Annotated in this window: 21 protein-coding genes; 15 read left to right on the top strand and 6 right to left on the bottom strand. The window is 63.8% G+C overall.

Going from position 1 to position 23,028, the window contains the following annotated elements; translation table 11 throughout:
- Positions 1-156, bottom strand: coding sequence for a hypothetical protein (locus tag HV675_RS18925; protein WP_175112430.1), 156 nt, complete (start codon positions 154-156; stop codon positions 1-3).
- Between HV675_RS18925 and HV675_RS18930 the strand changes: the two genes are divergently transcribed.
- Complete coding sequence (locus HV675_RS18930; RefSeq protein WP_175112485.1) at positions 92-1,576, top strand: MDR family MFS transporter; 1,485 nt, start codon at positions 92-94, stop codon at positions 1,574-1,576. The two genes, HV675_RS18925 and HV675_RS18930, sit on opposite strands and share 65 nt — an antisense overlap.
- Positions 1,577-1,634: 58 nt before the next feature.
- Here the strand turns inward: HV675_RS18930 and HV675_RS18935 are convergent, their stop codons facing one another.
- Positions 1,635-2,498, bottom strand: a complete 864-nt coding sequence (locus tag HV675_RS18935) for a LysR substrate-binding domain-containing protein (protein WP_175112486.1) — start codon at positions 2,496-2,498, stop codon at positions 1,635-1,637.
- Between the two features lie 136 nt (positions 2,499-2,634).
- On the opposite strand from HV675_RS18935, the gene HV675_RS18940 reads away from it, so the two are divergent.
- The 12 genes from HV675_RS18940 (at position 2,635) to HV675_RS18995 (ending at position 16,342) form a co-directional block, all read left to right on the top strand.
- Positions 2,635-3,678 (top strand): ABC transporter ATP-binding protein, encoded by a 1,044-nt coding sequence (locus HV675_RS18940; RefSeq protein ID WP_175112487.1) that lies wholly within the window; start codon positions 2,635-2,637, stop codon positions 3,676-3,678.
- Between the two features lie 29 nt (positions 3,679-3,707).
- Positions 3,708-4,862, top strand: a complete 1,155-nt coding sequence (locus HV675_RS18945) for an ABC transporter ATP-binding protein (RefSeq protein WP_175112569.1) — start codon at positions 3,708-3,710, stop codon at positions 4,860-4,862.
- A 117-nt stretch (positions 4,863-4,979) separates the two neighbouring features.
- Complete coding sequence (locus tag HV675_RS18950; protein ID WP_175112489.1) at positions 4,980-6,479, top strand: ABC transporter substrate-binding protein; 1,500 nt, start codon at positions 4,980-4,982, stop codon at positions 6,477-6,479.
- A gap of 5 nt (positions 6,480-6,484) precedes the next feature.
- Positions 6,485-7,429 (top strand): ABC transporter permease, encoded by a 945-nt coding sequence (locus tag HV675_RS18955; protein WP_175112491.1) that lies wholly within the window; start codon positions 6,485-6,487, stop codon positions 7,427-7,429.
- Entirely contained in the window at positions 7,429-8,331 is a 903-nt protein-coding gene (locus tag HV675_RS18960) for an ABC transporter permease (RefSeq protein ID WP_175112493.1), read from the top strand. The genes HV675_RS18955 and HV675_RS18960 overlap by 1 nt, the downstream gene beginning before the upstream one ends.
- A 46-nt stretch (positions 8,332-8,377) precedes the next feature.
- Positions 8,378-10,015: a gamma-glutamyltransferase family protein gene (locus HV675_RS18965; RefSeq protein WP_175112495.1), complete on the top strand. Its 1,638-nt coding sequence runs from the start codon at positions 8,378-8,380 to the stop codon at positions 10,013-10,015.
- Between the two features lie 356 nt (positions 10,016-10,371).
- Positions 10,372-11,274 carry an aspartyl/asparaginyl beta-hydroxylase domain-containing protein gene (locus HV675_RS18970; protein WP_175112497.1) on the top strand — a complete coding sequence of 301 codons (903 nt, stop codon included), beginning with the start codon at positions 10,372-10,374 and terminating at the stop codon, positions 11,272-11,274.
- 289 nt (positions 11,275-11,563) lie between these two features.
- Positions 11,564-12,169, top strand: coding sequence for an NAD(P)H:quinone oxidoreductase (gene wrbA, locus HV675_RS18975; RefSeq protein WP_175112499.1), 606 nt, complete (start codon positions 11,564-11,566; stop codon positions 12,167-12,169).
- A gap of 273 nt (positions 12,170-12,442) precedes the next feature.
- Positions 12,443-14,107 (top strand): methyl-accepting chemotaxis protein, encoded by a 1,665-nt coding sequence (locus HV675_RS18980; RefSeq protein ID WP_175112501.1) that lies wholly within the window; start codon positions 12,443-12,445, stop codon positions 14,105-14,107.
- A 185-nt stretch (positions 14,108-14,292) separates the two neighbouring features.
- Complete coding sequence (gene zigA / locus HV675_RS18985; RefSeq protein WP_175112503.1) at positions 14,293-15,483, top strand: zinc metallochaperone GTPase ZigA; 1,191 nt, start codon at positions 14,293-14,295, stop codon at positions 15,481-15,483.
- A 401-nt stretch (positions 15,484-15,884) separates the two neighbouring features.
- Positions 15,885-16,085, top strand: coding sequence for a hypothetical protein (locus HV675_RS18990; RefSeq protein WP_175112504.1), 201 nt, complete (start codon positions 15,885-15,887; stop codon positions 16,083-16,085).
- Complete coding sequence (locus HV675_RS18995) at positions 16,082-16,342, top strand: hypothetical protein (RefSeq protein ID WP_175112505.1); 261 nt, start codon at positions 16,082-16,084, stop codon at positions 16,340-16,342. The genes HV675_RS18990 and HV675_RS18995 overlap by 4 nt, the downstream gene beginning before the upstream one ends.
- A 243-nt stretch (positions 16,343-16,585) precedes the next feature.
- On the opposite strand, the gene HV675_RS19000 is transcribed toward HV675_RS18995, so the two are convergent.
- Both HV675_RS19000 and HV675_RS19005 read right to left on the bottom strand, forming a co-directional pair.
- Complete coding sequence (locus tag HV675_RS19000) at positions 16,586-17,536, bottom strand: DMT family transporter (protein WP_175112506.1); 951 nt, start codon at positions 17,534-17,536, stop codon at positions 16,586-16,588.
- A gap of 378 nt (positions 17,537-17,914) precedes the next feature.
- On the bottom strand, positions 17,915-18,670 hold the full coding sequence (locus HV675_RS19005) for a Mut7-C RNAse domain-containing protein (RefSeq protein ID WP_175112508.1): 756 nt from the start codon (positions 18,668-18,670) through the stop codon (positions 17,915-17,917).
- Between the two features lie 100 nt (positions 18,671-18,770).
- Between HV675_RS19005 and HV675_RS19010 the strand changes: the two genes are divergently transcribed.
- Entirely contained in the window at positions 18,771-19,643 is an 873-nt protein-coding gene (locus tag HV675_RS19010) for an NAD(P)-dependent oxidoreductase (RefSeq protein ID WP_175112510.1), read from the top strand.
- 419 nt (positions 19,644-20,062) lie between these two features.
- Here the strand turns inward: HV675_RS19010 and argC are convergent, their stop codons facing one another.
- A complete protein-coding gene (argC, locus tag HV675_RS19015; protein ID WP_175112512.1) occupies positions 20,063-21,010 on the bottom strand; it encodes an N-acetyl-gamma-glutamyl-phosphate reductase in 948 nt (315 codons plus the stop codon).
- Between the two features lie 177 nt (positions 21,011-21,187).
- Positions 21,188-21,835, bottom strand: a complete 648-nt coding sequence (locus HV675_RS19020) for a YbhB/YbcL family Raf kinase inhibitor-like protein (RefSeq protein ID WP_175112571.1) — start codon at positions 21,833-21,835, stop codon at positions 21,188-21,190.
- A gap of 272 nt (positions 21,836-22,107) precedes the next feature.
- Here HV675_RS19020 and HV675_RS19025 point away from each other — a divergent pair, with 272 nt between their 5' ends.
- Positions 22,108-22,821 (top strand): response regulator, encoded by a 714-nt coding sequence (locus tag HV675_RS19025; protein ID WP_175112514.1) that lies wholly within the window; start codon positions 22,108-22,110, stop codon positions 22,819-22,821.
- Positions 22,822-23,028 lie beyond the last annotated feature (207 nt).

Genomic DNA, 23,028 nt, shown 5'->3' on the forward strand with positions numbered 1-23,028 from the left:
TCATGTCGCACTGGCAGAATGCGGCTCTTGCAGCCATGCGAAGTCGCTTCGCATCGCCGCTCCCCGCAATCGAAAATCTCCAGACACATCAATGGCCGAATCACGCAATTCCGGACGTGCGCTCGTCATCGCGGCGGTCATGGCTTCGATGTCCATGATCGCGATCGAAATGACGATCGTCTCCACCGCGATGCCGCAGATCGCCACGCAACTCGGCGGCCTGAGCCTGTACAGCTGGGTGTTCTCGTCGTTTCTGCTGGCGCAGACCGCGATGACGGTCGTGTTCGGCAAGCTCGCCGACCTGTTCGGGCGCAAGCCGGTGATGCTCGCCGGCATCGCGATCTTCCTCGCGGGCTCGGTGCTCGCCGGCTTCGCGTGGTCGATGCCCGTGCTGATCGCGTTCCGGCTGATCCAGGGCATCGGCGCGGGCGCGATCCAGCCGGTCGCGATGACGATCGTCGGCGATCTCTATCCGGCGCACGAACGCGGCAAGGTGCAGGGCTATCTCGCGAGCGTATGGGCGATCTCGGCGGTGGTCGGGCCGATGGTCGGCGGTTTCATCATTCATGCGCTGTCGTGGGCGTGGATCTTCTGGATGAATGTGCCGATCGGGCTCGCAGCGGCGGCGGGCTTTGTCGCGTTCCTGCATGAACAGCCGGGGCGGCGGCGTCCGTCGATCGATATCGCCGGCGCGGCGCTTTTCACCGTCGCGGTCGCGGCGCTGATGATCGCGTTGACAGATATCGGCGCGTCCGCAGATACACATGCGCTCTATGCGGGCGCGGTGTGCGTGGTGGCGGCCGTGCTCTTCGTCCTCCAGGAGCGGCGCGCGGCCGAACCGATGATTTCATTCGCGCTATGGAGCCGCCGGCCGATCGCCGCGACCAACGCGTCGACGCTTCTGACCGGCATGGTGCTGATGGGCGTGACGACCTTTCTGCCGATCTACGTGCAAGGCGTGCTGCAGCGTTCGCCGGTGGTCGCCGGGATGGCGCTGACCATGATGATGGTCGGCTGGCCGGTCGGCGCGACGCTTTCCGCGCGCCTGTTCCGGCGCTTCAACCTGCGTTCGATTCTGGTGGTGGGCAGCGTGTTCATTCCGGCCGGCGCCGCGGTGTTCGCGCTGATGCGCGTGGATAGCGCGCCGTTGACCGCCGGCTTCGGCTCGCTGGTGATGGGCTTCGGCATGGGGCTTGCCGCGACGGCCGCGCTGGTGCTGATTCAGGAGCTTGTCGAGACCGGCCAGCGCGGCAGCGCGACCGCATCGAACCTGTTCGCGCGCAATCTGGGCAGCACGCTCGGCGCCACGGTGTTCGGCGCGGTATTCAACTTCGGGCTCGCGCATGCGAAGGCGATCGGCGCGGTGACGCCGGAGCAGTTGCGCGGCTTGCTCGACGCGTCCGCGAACAAGCTCGCCGGCGGCAACGAGGCCTTGCGGACCGCGTTGCAGCAGTCGCTGCATCTGACCTTTGCGATGGTGCTCGTGGTGTCGGTCGCGTTGCTGCTGCTCGCGATGCTGGTGCCGGCGGTAGTGATCCGGCGCGCGCATGAAGTGACGACGCCGGTCGCGCACTGAAGCTTCGCGCGCGCAACCGCCCGAGCCGCGCCGTGCGCGTGCTGATTGCCGCGCGCGGTCAATCGTGCAGCGTATCGATGATCGCCTGGGTGATCCCCGGCCGGTCATACGACGCGCGCTGAATCATCCCGACGGTGCGCAGCAGCGGCGGATGGGCAATCGACAGCACGCGCAGCGACGGATCGTTGCGCCAGTTGCCCCGGTGCAGCAGCGGCAGCACCGCGACGCCGACGTTCTCGCGCACGAGCGCGACGATCGTCTCGATCGAGTTGAGTTCGAGGTATTCGTTCACGGTCAGGCCGGCCTTCTGCAGCGCCTGCTCGACGACGCGCCCGGTGCGCACGCGCCGGTCGAAGCGCAGAAAGCCGTGACTGCGCAGAATGCGCTGCGGGTCGTTGTCGGCAATCTCGCGGCTCACGATCAGCATCAGCGGTTCGCTGTACAGCGTGGTCCATTTGAGCGTGTCGGGCAGCGTCGCGTCCGCGCGCGCCACCACCGCGGCGATATCGACGTCGCCCGCTTCGACCAGCGCCGCGAGTTCGTCCGAGCGCGCGGAGAGCAGCCGCACGTCGAGTTGCGGATGCGCGGTCTTCAGGCGCGCGACCACCAGCGACAGCGCGCCGATCACCGACACCACCGCGCCGATCGTCAGCGGCCCGACCATCGAGTCGGCGGGGTTCGCGTCGAGTTCGTCGAGCAGATCGAGAATCTGCTCGACCTTCGGCCAGATCTGCTGGCCGTCGCGGCTCAGCACCACCTGCCGCCCGCTGCGGTCGAACAGCTGCCGGCCGAGCGCCTGTTCGAGGCCGCGCATCTGCAGGCTCACGGCGGCTTGCGTCAGCGCGACCTTCCCGGCCGCGGCCGCGAACGACCCGGTGCGCGCGACCGCCCGGAAGGTCTTCAACATTCTTAGCGTGGGCATGGGCTTACTCAAGAAAAACTTATGTATCAGCAAGAAATATTAATATTTTCTGTCTTGTCTCGCACCCCATAATCGTCGCTTCAATCGACGCTTCATAGCGTGTCGAGGACGACCAGCCCGTGGGGAGTGTCACAGCATGAGCGACGCCGAGCGCCGACCGGTACTCGAGGTCAGCGGCTTTTCATTGAAGTTTTCGCGCTCGGCCGCGATGCCGAATCTCGTCGACAACGTGTCGTTCGCGGTCGGCAGCGGCGAAACGTTATGCATTGTCGGCGAGTCCGGTTGCGGCAAGAGCGTGACCTCGCTCGCGCTGATGGGGCTGCTCGCCAGCCCGCCCGCGCAACGCGTGTCGGGCACCGCACGCTTCGACGGCGAAGATCTTTTCACGCTTTCCGAGCGCGAACTGGCCGATATTCGCGGCAACCGGCTGTCGATGATCTTTCAGGAGCCGATGACCTCGCTCAATCCGGCCTTCACCGTCGGCGAACAGATCGGCGAAAGCATCCGCCGGCATCGCGGCGTCGATCGCGCAGAGGCACGCGCACAGGCGCTCGAGATGCTGCGGCTGGTGCGCATTCCGGCGCCGGAAACGCGCCTCGATGCGTATCCGCATCAACTATCGGGCGGCATGCGGCAACGCGTGATGATCGCGATGGCGCTCGCCAATCGGCCGCGCCTCCTGATCGCCGACGAACCCACCACCGCGCTCGACGTGACGATCCAGGCGCAGGTGCTCGCGCTGATCAAGAACCTGCAGGCCGAGACGGGCACCGCGATGGTGCTGATCACACATGACCTGGGCGTCGTCGCGGAGGTCGCGGATCACGTCGCGGTGATGTACGCGGGGCGCATCGTGGAATACGGCACGGTTGCCGATCTGTTCGACGACCCTCAGCATCCGTACACGATCGGCCTGATGGGCGCGATTCCGTCGACCGGCAAACGCGAAGGGTCGCTTGCGACGATTCACGGCTCGGTGCCGTCGGCCGAGCAGATGCCTGACGGCTGCCGCTTCGCGCCGCGTTGTCCGTTTGCCGAGCAGCGCTGCGTCGACGCGGCGCCGCCCGATCGGCCGATCGCCGGCGCGCATCGCGTGGCGTGCTGGCTCGCACCGGTCGAGCAATCCTCGCATCGCGGCGGGCAGGTTCAGACGTCGCCGATGCGCCGGGAGGTGGCATGAGCACGCCGCAGCCGTCTTCCGCGCAGCCGATGCCGAGCGCAGGCGCGGGCGCCGCGCCGCTCAAACCGGATGCGCCACGCGCGCCGATCATCGAAGCGCGCGCGCTGACGAAACACTTCGGCGGCGAGCGGCATCTGTTCACGCGCACGCCGGTTGTGTACGCGGTCAACGATGTGTCGTTCTCGGTCGGCGCCGGCGAGACCTTTGCGATTGTCGGCGAATCGGGCTGCGGCAAGTCGACCCTCGGGCGGCTGCTGCTGCGCCTGATCGATTCGACGCAAGGCCGCGTGCTGTATCAGGGCAAGGACATCACGCATCTGCATGGCGCGCCGATGCAGCGGCTGCGCCGCGACATGCAGCTGATTTTCCAGGACCCGTTCGCGTCGCTGAATCCGGGCATGACGGTCGGGCAGATCGTCGGCGAACCGGTCGCGCTGCACGGGCTTGCGCGCAACGGCGCCGAACGCCGCGAGCGCGTCGCGCAACTGCTGCGCACGGTCGGCTTGCAGCCGGCCTATGCGGAGCGCTATCCGCACGAGTTCTCCGGCGGTCAGCGGCAGCGCATCGGCATTGCGCGTGCGCTGGCGGGCGAACCGAAGCTGATTGTCGGCGACGAGCCGGTGTCGGCGCTCGACGTGTCCGTGCAGGCGCAAGTCATCAACCTGCTCGAGACGCTGAAGCAGGATCTCGGCCTCACGCTGATCATGGTCGCGCACGATCTCGCGGTGATCCGCCATATGAGCGACCGCGTCGCGGTGATGTATCTCGGCGAGATCGTCGAGCTGGCCGATGTCGATGCGCTATTCGACACGCCGCTGCATCCGTACACGCAGGCGCTGCTCGGCGCGATTCCGGTCAGCAGCCCGCACGAGCGGCGCGCGCGGGTTGCGTTGAGCGGCGATCTGCCGAGCCCGACCGCGCCGCCGCCCGGCTGCCGCTTCCATCCGCGCTGTCCGCATGCGAAGCCGTTGTGCACGCAACAACAGCCGGTGAGCGAAACGCTCGATGGTGGCCGGCGCGTGGCGTGTCACTTCTGGCGCGAGATCCAGAACGCGGGCGGCGGCGTGCCGCTCGCCGCGCGCGCCAGCACGAAACTCGCTGAACGGCTTGCGATTTATCGCGAGCGGCAGGCCGCGCAGACCGCTGATGTCGCTCAGGCTGCTCAGGTCGCCGCCGCGGAGTAATGGGGATGGACGAACGCGTGAACCCTGCGGCTGGACATATCGGGAACCCGCGTGCCGCAACCTCTTGCATCACATCGCCTGATTGAAATTGAACTGGAAAAGAAAAGGAAAGACCGCATGCGAAGAATGTTGATTGCCGCCGCGCTCGCCTTGAGCGCGTCCGCCGCGATGGCGCAGACCAGCCAGATCCGGATCGGCCTGCAGGACGACATCGGCACGCTCGACCCTGCGCGCAGTGTGCAGTTCGTCGATCGCGTGGTGTTCGCGTCGCTGTGCAATTCGCTGGTCGACATCACGCCGGACCTGAAGATCGTGCCGATGCTCGCGACCTCGTGGACCACGAGCGCCGACGGCAAGACGCTTACGTTCAAGCTGCGCCAGGGCGTGAAGTTCCAGGACGGCGAGCCGTTCAACGCGGCAGCCGTGAAGGCGAACCTCGAGCGCGCCATGACGCTGCCGACCAGCAATCGCAAGAGCGAACTCGCGTCGATCGATCATATCGATGCGACCGACCCCGGCACGGTCACGCTGGTGCTGAAGCAGCCGGACGCCGCGCTGCTCGCGACGCTGTCCGACCGCGCGGGCATGATGCTGTCGCCGAAGACGTTCGCCGACCCGGCAGGCGTCGCGTCGCATCCGGTGTGCTCCGGTCCGTACAAGTTCGTGCAGCGCGTGCAGAACGATCGCGTCGTACTCGAAAAATTCGACGGCTACTGGAACGCCGCGAAGTACCCGATCCAGCGCGTGACCTTCCTGCCGATTCCGGATGCGACCGTGCGTCTCGCGAATCTTCGCGCGGGCTCGCTCGATATGCTCGAGCGCCTCGCGCCGTCGGATGTGAACGCGGTGAAGGGCGATGCGAACCTCAAGCTGGTGACGACGCCCGGTCTGGGCTATTACTACGTGACGTTCAATGTGAACAACGGTCCGCGCGGCAATTCGGTGCTGCGCGACAAGCGCGTGCGCGAGGCATTCGATCTGTCGATCGACCGCGATGCGATCAACCAGGTGATCGGCGCCGGCATCTTCGCGCCGGCCAACCAGCCGCTGCCGAAGTCGAGCCCGTACTTCGACGCGGCATTGCCGGTGCCGCATCGCGACGTCGCGAAGGCCAAAGCGCTGCTGAAGGCAGCCGGCCACGAACATGTCGATATCGAGTTCACGTACCCGAACAACACGGTGTCGAGCCAGATCGTGCAGATGCTGCAGGCGATGGTCGGCGAAGCCGGTTTCAACCTGAAGCTGCGGCCGACCGACTACGCGGCGCAACTGAACGCCGCACACAGCGGCGACTTCCAGGCGATGTATCTCGGCTGGTCGGGCCGCGTCGATCCGGATGGCAACCTGCATCAGTTCAACACCTGCGCGGGCAACCTGAACTACGGCCACTACTGCAACGCGGAAGTCGACAAGCTGCTCGACGCCGCGCGCGTGAAGCTGACCGTCGCGGACCGCAAGGCGCAATACGACGCCGCGGCGAAGGTGCTCGCCGACGAAGATCCGAACGTGTACATCTACATCCAGCCGTGGCCGTTCGTGCTGTCGAACAAGGTGCAGGGCTTTACGCCGTATCCGGACGGATTGATCCGTCTGTCCGGCGTCAGCATCAAGGGCTGACCGTCATGCTTCGGATCATCGCCAATCGCCTGCTGGTCGCGGTGCCGACACTGATTCTCGTGTCGATGCTGATTTTCGGCCTGCAGAAGCTGCTGCCCGGCGACCCGGTGACGGCGATGGCCGGCGAAGACCAGGACCCGCAACTGATCGCGGCGCTGCGCGTGAAGTATCACCTCGACGAACCGGTGCCGACGCAGTACGTGCTGTGGGTGAAGGACGTGCTGCACGGCGATCTCGGCACGTCGCTGCGCACCGACGTGCCGGTCACCTCGCTGATCGCGCAGAAGCTGCCGGTGACGCTCCAGCTCGCGGTGATGGGGATGATCTTCGCGATCGGCATCGGCATTCCGGCGGGCGTGATTTCCGCCTCGAGCCGCGGCGGGCCGCTCGATTACGGCGCGAACATTCTCGCGCTCTCCGGCATGTCGATTCCGAACTTCTGGCTCGGCATCATGCTGATCTTTCTTGTGTCGGTGCGCTGGCATCTGCTGCCGTCGTCCGGCTACGTGCCGCCTGGCGAAGACTTCTGGCTCAGCATCAAGACGATGCTGATGCCCGCGTTCGTGCTCGGCGCCGCGCTCGGCGCGCAACTGATGCGGCATACGCGCAGCGCGATGCTGAGCGTGCTGCGCACCGACTATATCCGCACCGCGCGCGCCAAAGGGTTGCTGCGCGCGACGGTGGTCGTCAAGCACGGCTTTCGCAATGCGCTGATTCCGATCGTCACCGTGCTTGCGCTGCTGTTCGGCGAACTGCTCGCGGGCGCGGTGCTCACCGAGCAGGTGTTCACGATTCCGGGCTTCGGCAAGCTGATCGTCGATGCGGTGTTCAACCGCGACTATGCGGTCGTGCAAGGTGTGGTGCTCGTCACCGCGCTGTCATTCATCGTCGTCAACCTGTGCGCCGATGTGTTGTATGTCGTGCTCAATCCCCGTATGAGGCGCAGCTGATGGCTACTCCCGCCGCTCCCGTCCGTGCGCCGTCGTCCGCCGCCGCTGCTGGCGCCGGCACGCTGCCGCGCCGCAAGCGCCGCGGACTCACGAAGTTCATGCGCAATCGCGCCGCGGTGTTCGGTGCGGCGCTCGTGCTGCTGATCGTGATCATGGCGCTGTTCGCGCCGTGGCTCACGCACTACGACCCGGTGCAGGCGAGCTTTCTGAGCGTGCGGCAGCCGCCGTCGGCCGCGCACTGGTTCGGCACCGACGAGCTCGGCCGCGATGTGTTCGCGCGTCTGCTCTACGGCGCGCGCGCCTCGCTGCTTGCGGGGGTGGTGTCGGTGGGCATCGCGGTCGTGATCGGCTTGCCGTTCGGCCTGCTGGCCGGCTATTTCGGCAAGCTGACCGACGGCGTGATTTCGCGCGTCGCCGATGCGCTGCTGTCGATCCCGTTCCTGATTCTCGCGATCGCGCTGGCCGCATTCCTCGGCCCGAGCCTCACGAATGCGATGGCCGCGATCGGCATCTCGGCGATGCCGCGCTTCGTGCGTCTGACGCGCGGCCAGGCGCTCGCGGTGAAGGCGGAAGAATATGTGGAAGGCGCGCGCGCAATCGGGCTCGGGCATACACGAATTATCGTGCGCTACATCCTGCCGAATGTGCTGCCGCCGATCATCGTGCAGGCGAGCCTGACCATTGCGACCGCGATCATCGCCGAAGCGAGCCTGTCGTTTCTCGGGCTCGGCCAATTGCCGCCTGCGCCGTCGTGGGGCTCGATGCTGAATACCGCAAAAGATTTCGTGAGCCAGGCGCCCTGGATGTCAGTTTTCCCCGGCGTCGCGATTTTCCTCGCTGTGCTAGGTTTCAACCTGCTCGGCGACGGATTGCGCGACGCGCTCGATCCGCGTGAATCGTAGGTTTGCACCGCGGGCTCTTTCATTCCTTTCATCGTTTGAGTTTTTCATGACACGTTTCAACTGGCAGAACCCTTATCCGACGCAGCGCCTGCCTGTGTTCGCGCGCAACATCGTGTCGACGTCGCATCCGCTCGCGGCGCAGGCCGGTCTACGGATGCTGTGGAAAGGCGGCAATGCGGTCGATGCGGCGATCGCCGCCGCCGCGACGCTGACCGCGGTGGAGCCCGTGTCGTGCGGACTCGGCAGCGACGCGTTCGCGCTCGTATGGGACGGCGGCAAGCTGCATGGTCTCAATGCGTCGGGCACCGCGCCTGCCGCGTGGAGCGTCGACTACTTCAAGCGCAAGTATGGCGAGGAGAACGGCGTTGCGATCCAGCCGAAGCGCGGCTGGGACTCGGTCACGGTGCCGGGCGTGATCGCCGGCTGGGAAGCGTTGCACAAGAAGTTCGGCAAGCTGCCGTTCGCCGATCTGATGGAACCGGCGATCGAGATCTGCGAGCGCGGTCACGCGGTCGCGAGCGTGGTCGCGCACAAGTGGGCGGCCGCGGTGCCGGAGCTGAAGGATCAGCCGGGTTATGCGCAGACTTTCATGCCGCGCGGCCGCGCGCCTGAGGTGAGCGAACTGATCCGTTATCCGGGTCACGCGAAGACGCTGCGGCTGCTCGCCGAGCAGGGCCCGCGCGCGTATTACGAAGGCGAGATCGCCGAGCGCATCGCCGCGTTCGCGCGCGAGCACGGCGGCTCGATGACTGCGGCCGACCTGCGCGACTATCGCGCGGACTGGGTCGAACCGATCTCGAAGGAGTATCGCGGTCACAAGGTGCATGAGATTCCGCCGAACGGGCAGGGCATCGGCGCGCTGATTGCGCTTGGCATCCTCGAACAGTTCGACGTCGCGTCGCTGAAGGTGGACAGCGTCGAATCGCAGCATCTGCAGATCGAAGCGATGAAGCTCGCGTTCGCCGATATCTATCGTTACGTGGCCGACCCGCGCTCGATGGAAGTGACGCCCGCACAGATGCTCGACGATGCGTATCTGAAGTCGCGCGCGAAGCTGATCGACCCGAAGCGCGCCACGCATTTCAACTTCGGCATGCCGAAGTCGGGCGGCACGATCTATATGTCGGCGGCTGATGAAAGCGGCATGATGGTGAGTTTTATCCAGTCGAACTATATGGGCTTCGGTTCGGGCGTCGTCGTGCCGGAGTACGGTCTGTCGATGCAGAACCGCGGCTGCGGCTTCTCGATGGACCCGAAGTCGCCGAACGTCGTCGAACCCGGCAAGCGGCCGTTCCATACCATCATCCCGGCGTTCCTCACGCAAGAAGTGAACGGCCGCGACGAAGCGGTGATGAGCTTCGGCGTGATGGGCGGCGACATGCAGCCGCAAGGCCATCTGCAGTCGATCGTGCGGATGCTCGATTACGGCCAGCAGCCGCAGGCCGCGTGCGATGCGCCGCGCTGGAAGGTGAACCGCGACTTCTCGGTCGATGTCGAGTCGACGCTCGATGCGGACTGTGTGCGCGGGCTGGAGCAGCGGGGCCACCAGATCAAGTCGTTCGAAGACCCGTATATGGACTTCGGCTCCGGCCAGTACATCTGGAAGCTCGACCGCAACGATCCGGAACGCGGCTATGTTGCGGCGAGCGACAGCCGGCGCGACGGGTTGGCCGCAGGGTTCTGATCCCGGCGCGGCTGCGTGCCGCGCGATTTGGCCCGATCGGTTCTGGCTCGATCGCTTTATCTCACGGGCAGGCTGTTTATGTTTGTCATGCCTGTCCGTGGGTTTCTTTCGTTTGCATGTTTATATCTTCGTACGATAGGCCGGCTGTTTCGCCTCGTTGCGAATCCTGACGCGGCTCCCTCCTCTCCAGCCCCTCCCCGCTTTCCCTTTCCCGGCCGGCTTTTGCCGTGATCTGCCGGCACCGCCCGTGGACGCTTCTGCTTTGCCCCACTTAGGTTAGCAAGCATACCTGCATGCAATTCGCATCTCCGCTAGAATTTTTGTCAGTTTGATGAAGGGGAAATGCCGGAGCAAAAATGCGATGGATCGTTCTTGCATGGTTCGTCACTAGTGCGACCTACGTGTTCAATCGTGGCACGCAACGCTTCAGATTCTGGCGTCAGCTATCTGACCACTCGACGTTTCTCGCACCGATCAATATCTGGTGCTACCTGCTGTCGTCGATCAGGCCGGGACCGTATATCGAGCCATCATGGTTTCCCGAGCTCGAGCCGTTGCGCGCAAACTGGCAGACCATTCGCGATGAGGCGCTCGCGGTCGACGCGGCACAGAAAATCGCGGCGGCGGCCAATTACACCGACATCGGTTTTAACTCATTCTTCAAGACCGGCTGGCGGCGTTTTTATCTGAAGTGGTATGACGCGCCACATCCGTCCGCCGAATCGTTGTGCCCTGTCACGACGCAACTGTTGCAGAGCATTCCTTCAGTAAAAGCCGCGATGTTCGCGCAATTGCCGCCCGGTGCAAGTCTCGTGCGGCATCGCGATCCTTATGCGGGTTCGGTGCGCTATCACCTCGGGCTCGTCACGCCCGCGGACCCGAGGTGTCATATCGACGTCGACGGCCAGCAATACTACTGGCGCGACGGCGAACCGGTGATCTTCGACGAGACGTACATCCACTATGCAAAGAACGACACGGATGTATCGCGCATCGTGCTCTTTTGCGATATCGAACGGCCGATGCGTTTTCGCTGGGCGGCGGCCGTCAATCGCTTCGTGTCGAACACGCTGATGCGCGCGGCGGCCTCGCCGAACGAAACGGGCGACCGTATCGGCTTGCTGAACCGGCTGTTCAAATACGTCTATGCGATTCGCCGCGCGGGCAAGAAGATCAAGGCGTGGCATCGTCCGACTTACTACGTCGTCAAATGGGCGCTGTTCGGCTCGATCATCGTTGGCGTGTTTTATCTGATCTGATCCCGCTATGCCATTGCATGCTCATGCGCGACAGCTTGCCGCGATGAGATTTCAGAAAGTCGCGAGAAAGACACTGGTTTAGTCTATTGTCAGTGCTATGACATTAGAGGCTCTCGCGCGAACAGACGGTGACCGCATTTTGCGTCGTTTCTGACGCGATGTGCGGTTTCGGGTTTTTCTATTTCGCTCCTCGATAGCGGATTCGCACGAGACATCCGATGCATGGTTCGTTCGACCTCGCTGACGCGCGCGTTGCCGTGCCGCGCGTCGCATCATCCTGGAGACTGAAATGGCAAAAATTCTGGTGCTCTATTACTCGATGTATGGACACATCGAGCAGATGGCCGATGCCGTCGCGGAAGGCGCGCGTTCGGCTGGCGCGTCGACCTCGGTCGAGATCAAGCGCGTGCCCGAAACGATTCCGCCGGACAAGGCCGCGCAATTCGGTGTGAAGCTCGATCAGAAAGCGCCGCTCGCGACGCCCGACGAACTGCCGAACTACGACGCAATCATCTTCGGCACGCCGACGCGCTTCGGCAACATGGCCGGCCAGATGCGCCAGTTCCTCGATATGACCGGTCAGCTGTGGGCGAAGGGCGCGCTGGTCGGCAAGATCGGCAGTGTGTTTGCGTCGACGGCAACGCAGCACGGCGGCCAGGAAACCACGATCACATCGTTTCACTCGACGCTGCTGCATCACGGAATGGTGATTGTCGGCGTGCCGTACGCGTGCGCCGGGCTCACTTATATGCAGGAAATCACCGGCGGCTCGCCGTACGGTGCGTCGACGCTGGCCGGGGCGGACGGCAGCCGGCAGCCGAGCAGGAATGAACTCGACATTGCGCGCTATCAGGGCAAACATGTGGCGGAGATTGCGGCGCGATTGTTCAGCTAGCGGCATCGTCACGGTACGGTCGGACCCATGTGATGGGCAACTGAACGACGTGATTCATCATGCGTTAGATGGCGGGCGTTAAGCCATCGACGTCAGGCGGAGAGAAGGCAACGGCGCAGCATGGGCCGTTGCCTTCTTTGTTTGCGCGTGCACCCTTGGTGCAGGTTGCGCGGCGCAGATGATGGGTTCGCAGCGGCATTTTCGAAAACTTTGCATACTGCGAAGATCGGCCTGCGCGCCGCATCACGATAGAAAATCACTAAGAGGTAGTAGATGAAAACAATCACGGGGTGGACCGTCCGGGCCCGGTTAATTGCGGGATTCGGAACGGTTCTGGTCGCGATGGTCGCATTGGCCGCGATTGCGATCTATCAGGTCGAGAACGTGCGCATGCGTCTGGACGACATTATCGATATCAATGGTGTCAAAGAACGCTATGCGATCAATTTCCGGGGCAGCGTGCATGACCGTTCGATCGCGTTGCGCGACGTGACGCTGGTCGGCGCGGACGAACTGCCGAAAGTCGTCGACCATATCGACAGCCTCGAAGCCGACTATCAGCGCTCCGCGCAGCCGCTCGACCAGATCTTCACGAACGGCGCCGGCGTGACGCCTGCGGAACGGCAAATCTATGCGCGCATCAACGCGGCACGCGAACAGACCATGCCGCTGATCGCCCGTATCATCGATCTGCAAAAAGGCGGCGACACCGATGGTGCGCGCAAGCTGCTGCTGTCCGACGCGCGGCCCGCGTTCGTCGAGTGGCTCGCATCGATCAACGCGATGATCGACTATGAGGAATCGCTGAGTCAGGAAGAGGGCGGACGGGCACGCGCGATCAGCCAGCAGTTCCGTCTGCTGATGGCTTCGTTGACGGTGCTGGCGTGCCTGTTGAGTGCCGGCGTCGCGTGGCTGGTGGTGCGCAATATCATGCGTTCGCTCGGCGCGGATCCGCGCGACATGATCGTGTTCGCCGAATCGATCGAGGCGGGCGACCTGTCGCGGCGTTCGCCGGTGCAGGCCGGCGATACCTCGAGCGTGATGGCGACGGTCACACGGATGCGCAACAACCTCGCGGATATCGTGCATCAGGTGCGGCAGGCCGCGCATGGTGTCGCGGACGCGAGCCGCGAGATCGCGCAGGGCAACGGCGATCTCGATGAGCGTACGCACAGCCAGGCGGCCGCGCTCGAGCAGGCGACCAACGCACTCGGCAAGTTCGATTCCAGTGTGCAGTCGAACGCCGACAACGCGACGCATGCGAACGAGCTTGCGAGGCGCGCGTCGACGACGGCGAGCGAGGGTGGCGAGGCGGTCGGGCGTGTCGTCGACACGATGCGCGGCATCCATACGTCGTCGAACCGCATCGGCGAGATCATCTCGGTGATCGACTCGATCGCGTTCCAGACCAATATTCTCGCGCTCAACGCAGCCGTCGAAGCGGCACGGGCCGGCGCGGAAGGGCGCGGTTTCGCGGTCGTCGCAGGCGAAGTGCGGGTGCTCGCGCAACGCAGCGCGGAAGCGGCGCGCGAGGTCAAGACGCTGGTTCAGGACAGCAGCGCGCGCGTCGGCCAGGGTACGCGCCTCGTCGACGATGCAGGATCGACGATCTCGGAAGTGGTCTCATCGTCGGGCAGCGTGACGACGATCATGGGCGAAATCAACGATGCGTGCAGGCAGCAGACGCAGCAGATCAGCGAAGTGCGCGCGATGATCGATCAACTCGAAAACGGCACGCGGCAAAACGTGGCGCTTGTGCAGCAATCGGGCGCGGCGGCGGATGCGCTGCTGTCGCAGGCGGAGCGCTTGCTGACCACGGTGGGCGTGTTCAAGCTCGACGATGGCGCGGCGTTGCGCGGCAGCCAGAGCGAAGCCGCTGTGAGATCGGGCATGGCGGCGTCGGGGACGACTGCATTGCTGCCGGCCGGCGCGATGTGAAGTGAAGTGTGCAGGGTTGCGGTCTGTGATGACCGCACCCGATGCATCAGGCCGGCGCTGCGGTTGTTCTTGTTTGTGAACAGATAGGTGTGCGCTACTGGCAAGCGGTTCTGTCGAACACAATTGTTATATTATAACATTTGTGTTCGACTTCATTTTTACAGAACCCTTTGCACGAGCGCCCTATGAACAAGCTTCCCGTAACCGTGCTGTCCGGCTTCCTTGGCGCCGGCAAGACGACGCTGCTCAACCACGTTCTGAACAATCGCGAGGGCAAGCGCGTAGCCGTCATCGTCAACGACATGTCGGAAGTCAATATCGATGCGCAACTCGTGCGTGACGGCAGCCAGCTGTCGCATGTCGACGAGAAGCTGGTCGAGATGAGGAACGGCTGCATCTGCTGTACGTTGCGCGAAGACTTGCTGGTCGAGATCCAGCGTCTCGCGAGAGAGGGGCGCTTCGATTACCTGCTGATCGAATCGACCGGTATCTCGGAGCCGCTGCCGGTAGCCGAAACCTTTACGTTTCGCGATGAAGAGGGCCGCAGCCTGTCCGATATCGCGCGGCTCGACACGATGGTGACCGTTGTCGATGCATACAATTTCGCGCGCGATTACGGGTCGCATGATTTTCTCGCGGACCGCGGCGAGACGATGGGCGAGGAGGACAAACGCACCGTTGTCGATCTGCTTACCGAGCAGGTCGAGTTCTGCGATGTAATCGTGCTGAACAAGACGGACCTGATGAGCGCAGCGGAACTCGAGCGCCTCAAAGGCGTGCTGCGCTCATTGAATGCGCGTGCGCGAATTGTCGAAAGCCAGTTCGGGCGTGTGCCGGTCGATCGCATTCTGAACACCGGTCTCTTCGATTTCGAAGCGGCCGCGCAAGCGCCGGGTTGGCTGAAGGAGATGCGCGGCGAGCATATTCCGGAGAGCGAAGAATACGGCATCACGAGCTTCGTGTACCGCGCGCGGCGACCGTTTCATCCGCGGCGCTTCTTCGACTGGATTCAACAGGAGTGGCCGGGCGTCGTGCGCTCGAAGGGTTATTTCTGGCTCGCATCGCGTCACGATCTGGTCGGCGAGTGGTCGCAGGCGGGCGCGATCTCGCGTCACCAGCGCGCGGGCACGTGGTGGGCGGCAGTGCCGAAAGGCTCGTGGCCGCAAACCCCGGATGCACTGGAGATTATCCGGAGCCGCTCGCAGGCGCCGTACGGCGATCGTCAACAGGAACTCGTGCTGATCGGCACGAACATGAACGAGGCCGCGCTAAGAGCCGCGTTCGATGCATGTCTGCTCGACGATGACGAACTCGCGCTCGGCGCGAAGAGCTGGCTCACGTTCGATGATCCGTTTCCATCGTGGGTACGTGCGTAACACGCGGATCACTTCGCGCATGGCCGGCGCGGACATATTGAACGCATATCGCGCTTGATGAGGCATCGGGCCGCACGTCATGACAAGCCGGTTGGTTGCACGAACAACCATCGAGTACGGGGAAGTCCCCCGCGTGCGACCGCGTTTGCGTGAATGCGAAATGGTGCACTGCATATCCGGTGCCAGCTGCGCCGATTTTCGTCTGAAGTACCTTCATCGCTGCGGTCGCCAGCGCACAGACCCTGCGCGGCGCTCGCGCGCACAGTGACCGCACTGGAGCACAAGATCGATTAATTGAAATCCGACTGTTGCTATTTCGTCAAAAACTCTACAGCGACGCGTGATCCAGGCATAAAGTTAAAGTGCTTTATCAAGTCTCTTGTGCAGTGCGGGGGTGTGCGATGAAACGCAGAACAGCGCGGCAGATGGTTCGGTTGCTTTCCGATATCCGTCATTCAGCCAACTGCAGGGCCTTGCGGGCGTCAGCCGTGATCCGCGAGATGGAGCTGGCGGCGCTCGAAGCGGAAGAGGAGGAAGGGGATGACCCGGACACCTCACGCGACGAGATGTGGGACAAGAAGCCGAGCTGGAGGACATCGTGAAAGCCGCGGGTGAGCAGTCGCTGCGCTTTCTGGTCGAAAAGTGGCTGGCGCCGGTGTCGTCGAGACCGGTGCGCGTGACCGAGTTCAGTCGCACACGCGCCGATGGCACGCGTTACGTTCGCGTCGAAACGTCATCGCCTGACGGTATGCGTGCACTGTTCTTCTTTCGCCACAACGACGGCTGCTGGTGCGTGTTTCCGCCCACGGTGGACAGGCCGAGGCGCTATCCGGACCGGTTTGCCGCTGAGGCTGCGTAAGCAGGACGCATCGCCCGCCGGACGTGACTGCACGGTATTCACCGTGTGCGACTGACGGCGTGAGTGTCCAGGCGGGACAGTCACGGCGTGCGCGTCACAGCGGGAAAGTCGCAGCGCGCATGTCACAGCGGGGCAAACACGCCGCGCAAGTCATTGCGGGAACGCGGCACGCAACGCACGGCGCGGGCCGCTTGCCGGCGATGTTCTGCGGCGCGGCCGCAGTGCGATGCGGTGGGCGCCCGTTCAGCGTTGACCGAGCGACGCGGACTGTCTGCGGCCATCCCAGATCGGCATCACCTGGCAGACGATCAACCCCGCCAGCATCAATGCGCAGCCAAATGTCGCGCGCGCCGTCAGCGTCTCGCCGAGCACGAGCCAACCGGCGAGCGCGGCGAATACGCCTTCCATGCTGAAGATCACCGCGGCGTGCGCAGGCGCCGCATGTTTCTGCGCGACCACCTGAATCGTGTAGGCGACGCCGACCGACAATGCGCCGCCGTACAGGATGGTCGGCGCGGCGCGCACCATATCGGCGATGCGGATCGGTTCGCACACGAGCGCAATCGCGCAGCAGATCACGCCACAAGCGACAAACTGAAACAGCGCGAGCACGAGCGGATCGTGCCGCCGCGCGAAGCGTCCGACCAGCACGACTTGCGCGGAGATCAGGAGTGCGCTGGCCAGTTGATACCAGTCGCCACGCAGCATCGAAAAATGCTCGTCCACGCTCAGGAAGTACATGCCGGCCGCAGCCAGCGCGGCGCCGAGCCATGTGCCGAGCGCGGTCTGATGGCGCAGCACGACCCCCATCAACGGCACGATCACGACATAGAGCGATGTGATAAAGCCGGCGTTCGCGATCTTCGTGTACTGCAAGCCGATCTGTTGAAGCGAAATGGCCGCGGCGAGCAGCACACCGAGCACGGCGCCGTCGCGCAGCAGCGCTGCACGACGGTTCGTCGACGGCGGCGCGTGCGCGCGTTCAGGCTGGGCTCTTGCCGCCGTCAGCGGTCGCAGACACGCAAGCAGTATCAGCACGACACCGGCGCCGAGCAGAAAGCGCAGACCGGTAAACAGAAACGGCCCGATCGTATCGAGGCTCAAGCGCTGCGCCACGAAGGCGGAGCCCCAGATCATCGCGGCGATCAGCATCAGCAGATTCGCGCGCAGGTGTTGTCGAGTCGTGGTTTTCAAGCGGAAGGAATCTCGTAACGGAGCGAAGCGGGTCAAGGCGGGGGAAGGCTGTGTGCATTGCCACGCAATACGTACGTGCTGTGGGTCGTGCGATGCGTGTCATGCCGGATGACGTCACGCCCGATGCAACGTAGCCGACATGATAACGGAGTGCGCCGCCCGTCCTGAGCGCATCGGGGAAGCGAGCGCGTCACACGAAGAACCCACCCATCGACGCAATGCCGTCGTGAACGCATCGGCAGCGGCCGCGGCGGCCGATTTCAACCTGACACGAACGGCAGAACACAACTGAACCGGGCAGCGCGCCGGGCAGCCCGCGGTCGGCACGAAAGGCAAAGGGCGCCGCCAGACTCGCAGCGCTTCGCGGCGACACGACATCTATTCCGGCGCGTGAGCGCTGCCCGCCACGCTATCCATCAAGGCCCGCATCCGCTGCCAGTGCGAGCCTTCCCAGAACACACGCCGGCACACGTCGCAGGTGACGAATTGCGCATGCCGCTCGAACACGCCCTCGGGCACGCGGCCAGCCGCTTCGTCCTTCTGGATGCGCCGCAACGGCACATTGCAGGTCAGGCACAAACGGAAAGGGCGCGCGCTGCGCGCGAGATCGAGGCGCCCGAAGACCTCCCGCAACTGCGCCTCCGGTTTCAACGTACGCACATAGCAGCCATGCGTGATCGTGCGGCGCTTGAGCAGCTCGCGGTCCCGCGTCAGCACGATGCGGTCTTCGTCGAGAGCGAGCGCTTCGATGCGCGCATCTTCGTAATGGTTGTCGTAAAGCGTATCGAAGCCCGCGAGTCGCAGCAGTTGCGCGAGACCGCCCATATGCGCGTCCGCGATAAAGCGGATCACGCGTAACGGCCTTTCACGCACGCGCAATAGCGGCTGGATATCGAGCGCCTCGAACTTCGGATAGACCGCGACGCGATCGCCGTCCTGCAGCGCATGGTCGAAGCCGACCGATTCGCCGTTTACAAGGATTAGTTCGACTTCGGTATGCGGCACGCCGAGCGCTTCGATCATGTGCTTCGCGCTAGCATTGCGCGCGCAGGCGCAACTGAACGATTGCCGGCGTTGCGGCCGGGCGAGAAAGTCGTTCAGCTCCTCGTAGAAGCGGAAAGTCGCGGTGACCATGCGTCAGTATCGCATTTGCGCGTGGCGCTGCCGACGGTACATTTCTGCACGTGTCGTGCGCTTATGCTTTACTTCCGGTTCTGTCGAAGAGGAGCCATAGATGGACATCGGTTTTATCGGTCTCGGCGAGATGGGCGCCGCGATGGTCGAAAACATTTTGAAAGCTGGTCACCAGGTGCGTGTGTGGAACCGCTCGCCAGAGCGCGCGCAACGTCTCGCACAGGCCGGCGCCCAGGTGGTCGGGTCGGTCGCGGAGGCCTTCACCGGCGACGCGGTGTTCTCGATGCTCGCCGATGATGCGGCGGTGCGCGAGGTGATCAATGCGCGCCTGCTCGAGCAGGCGCCGCGCGGCCAGATTCACGTGAACATGGCGACCATCTCGGTCGCGCTCGCGGAAGAACTCGCGAGTGAGCACGCGCAGCGCGGACTCAACTACGTCGCGGCGCCAGTGATGGGGCGGCCCGACGTCGCCGCGGCGGCCAAGCTGACCATCGTCGCCGCAGGGCCTGCCGAAGCGATCGACCGCGTGCAGCCGGTGTTCGACGCGGTCGGCCAGAAGACGTGGCGCATCGGCTCGCTCGCGCAGCAGGCCAACGTGATGAAGCTCGCGACGAATTTCCTGATCGCGTCGGCCGTGGAGACGCTCGGCGAGGCATCGGCGATGCTTGCTGGCCACGGCGTCGCGATGCAGGATTTTCTCGATGTGATTACGAGCAATCTGTTCCAGGGCGTGGTCTACCAGGGTTACGGCAAGATGATCGCCGAACAGCGTTACGAGCCGGCGCTCTTCAAGGCGAAGCTCGGGATGAAGGACGTACGGCTCGCGCTGGCCGCGGCGGAGTCGGTGATGACGCCGTTGCCGATGGCGAGCGTGGTGCGCGACAGCCTCATCGAAGCGATGGCGCATGGCGACGGCGAGAAGGACTTCGCGGTGCTGGGCCAGGTGGCGGCGCGCCGCGCGGGACGCCGGTAAGCAGCGCATGGGGCTGCACTCGTCGATATTGCCGGTCGGCTGTCCGTCATATCGGAAGGGTGTTTCGTGTATGACGCAGAGCACAAAAACGATCCGGCAGCAGCCCCGCCAGACGGGCGTGACGGCTCGCTGTGGTTGATCCACAACAGGAAAGCGGCAAGCTATTGATGTTGTTGCGTCGCACCAATGCTTTTGCTATAGTCGTTCTTGTCTCCTCCATGTCTCCTCTGATATGGATTCAGCCCGCCAGGTTGGCGGGCTTTTTTTTATCCGCTTTTGAGGTGATGTGCCTCGCGAAGTCAGTCGGGCAGCCGGGATCGCTCGCCTGAAAAAGAAAAAGGCCGACGTTCCGCGCGCCAGCCTTCTTTCGCTACCTCGACGAGCCCACGCGTAACGCGCGCCGCCCGTCCGTCACATTCTCAGCCCTTCAACCCGCTGCTTTCGTCCGCGCCGATCGCCAGATTCATGCACTGAATCGCCGCGCCCGATGCGCCTTTGCCCAGATTGTCGAGGCGCGACACCGTCACGAAACGCTCGTCGTTGCCGAATACGAACAGGTCCACGCGATTCGTGTCGTTGTTCGCCTGCACGTCGAAGAAGCCGCTGTCGAGATTGTCGTCTGCATTGAACGGCGCGACGCGCACATAGGTTTCGCCGCGATAGTACTCGGCGAGCAGCGCCTGCACGTCTTGCGGCGTCACGCGTTTGGCGAGTTGCGTCGGCGAAAAATAGCTGGTGACCGCGAGCCCTTTGTAAAAGCTGCCTACGATCGGCGTGAACACCGGCGGCGTCTTCAGACCCGTATGCGCGGCCATTTCCGGCAAATGCTTATGCGCGAGGCCGAGCGCGTACGGACGCGGGCTGTCGAGCCTCGCGTTGCCGCCCGCCTCGTACTCGGCAATCATTTTCTTGCCGCCGCCGCTGTAGCCGGTCAGCGAGTAGCTGTGCACGGAAAGATCCGGCGCGACGACGCCGGCTTCGACCAGCGGCCGCATCGCGAGCACGAAAGCCGATGCGTGGCAGCCCGGCACCGCGATGCGCTTCGCATGGCGTACCCGCTCGCGCTGCGCGCGGGTCAACTCCGGCAGGCCGTACGCCCAGTTCGCGTCGGTGCGAAACGCGGTGCTCGCGTCGATCAGCACGGTGCGGTCGTTGTCGACCAGCGACGCCGATTCGCGCGACGCGACATCCGGCAGGCACAGGAACGTCACGTCCGACGCGTTGATGAGCCGGCGGCGCTCGTCGATATCCTTGCGCCTCGCTTCGTCGATGCGCATGACTTCCACGTCGCCGCGTTGCGACAGATATTCGAAGATTTTCAGGCCGGTCGTGCCTTCCTGTCCGTCGACAAAAACTTTCGTGCTCATCTCGATCTCGCTTCTCGAATTCGCTTGCTGGGTGAAACGGGGCGCATTGCGGCGTCCCAGGTAAGCTCGGCCGCCCTTCGCGCGCCGGACCGCCATTTTAAGACTGGATGGCGGCGCGTGCGTGACGCGGCGTGAAAAAGGCTGGCCGGCGCAGCCGCGGTGCCGATACGCGCGGCATCACCGGCCATATGTGACTGTCATGCGCGCCCAACCGATCGTCGCGGTGCCGATTTCGTGATCGAACATCAGCGCCGGACGCCCCGGTCCCAGCCGCAGGTCCGCGGTATTGAGCGCATAGACGGTGATCACATAGCGATGCGGCTTGCCGGGTGGCGGACAGGGACCGCCGTAACCGTCGACGTCGAAGTCGTTGCGTGCTTCGAGCGCGCCGAGTTTCGCGAGATAGCCGGACGCGCTTGCGTTTTCCGGCAAGCGGTCGATGTTGGGTGGAATGCCCGCCACGGCCCAGTGCCACCAGCCGCGGCCGGGGGCATCGATGTCATAAATTGTGATCGCAAAGCTGCGCGTGCCCGCAGGCGGATCACGCCACGACAATTGCGGCGACCGGTTGCCACCTTTGCAATCGTACTGGTTGAAGACTTGCGCGTCGGCGACCGTGCCGCCTGGCTTCACGCTTGCACTCGATACGGTGAAAGCAGCGGGTGGTGGTGCTTGCGGTGCTTGTGGTGTGGGTGCCGCTGCGCCTGCCGCTTCGCTGTGCGATGCGGCGCCTAGCGCGACGGCGAGCAGTAATGCATGAAAGGGAAATGCGTGAAAGTTTGCAAAGAATCGAAACGTCAACCGCCAAACGTCCAGCCAACGCATGCGCATGTGCCGATTCTCCCGTGTCACGAACCAAGGGCCAACTGCCTACGATGATATTGTCCCTGTTTTGTACCGTGAAGACGAATCGAGTCTAACATTACGTCTATAGCGAGGCCGTTTGTCGCGCAAGACACGGCCGGTCGCGCTTGAAATCGGCTATAGTCGGACACTTGCATTGCTGGCGGGGCAGCGGCAAACCGATAAATTTAGAACTAAAGAATAGTTGGATGGCTGAAGTTTCGGAGCGTGGGTTATCAGGCGAAGGGAGCGCAATGCAAAATCCAATCAGGGTCGTCGTGGCCGACGACCATCCGGTGATTTTGTTTGGCGCCGAGCAGGCGTTGCTCAAATTCCCGGGCATTCAGGTGGTGGCGCGTGCGCGTCAATCGACAGAACTTGTGAAAGTGTTGCAGACCGTCCCATGCGACGTGCTGGTGACCGATCTCGCAATGCCGGGCGGGCAATACGGCGACGGCTTGCCGCTGATCGGCTACCTGCGGCGCAACTTTCCGGATTTGCCGATCGTTGTCCTGACGATGCTCGAAAATGCGGCGTTATTGAAGCGCCTGAGCGAACTCGGCGTGATTTCGGTCGTGAACAAGGCCGACGACCTGAGTCATATCGGCCTCGCGGTGCAGCACGTCGGGCGCAATCTCGAATATATGAGCCCCTCGGTGAAGGCGGCGCTCGAAACGCTGCGCATGAACGCCGGCGGCAAAAACGATGAAGTGATCCTGTCGAAGCGCGAACTCGAAGTGGTGCGGCTATTTGTATCGGGCATGACGATCAAGGAGATTTCCGAACAGTTGAGCCGCAGTATCAAGACTATCAGCACGCAAAAGAACACGGCGATGCGCAAGCTCGGCCTCGAGCGCGATTCCGAACTGTTTCAGTACGCGCAAAGCAACGGGTTGATGAATCTGTCGTCGTATGCGCCGGGCGAAATGAGTCAGCCCGGCGAAGCCAAGGCGGCGGACGAGTCGTGAGCGTGACCGGCTGAGCCGCGTGATCGCAACACGCGGCGCAGTGCGCGCAAGAGGCGCAAGAGGTGCAAGCGGCGCGATACCCGCCACCATCAGGCATGCCTGCCAGGTGCAACACGTTAGCGAAGCAAAAAGCCGCACATCGATGAACGTCGACGTGCGGCTTTTTAGTTGAAGCGGGCGGCAAAACGCGAATGCTTCGGTAAGCGA

Source organism: Paraburkholderia solisilvae (assembly GCF_902859875.1).
GTDB classification, from domain to species: Bacteria; Pseudomonadota; Gammaproteobacteria; order Burkholderiales; family Burkholderiaceae; genus Paraburkholderia; species Paraburkholderia solisilvae.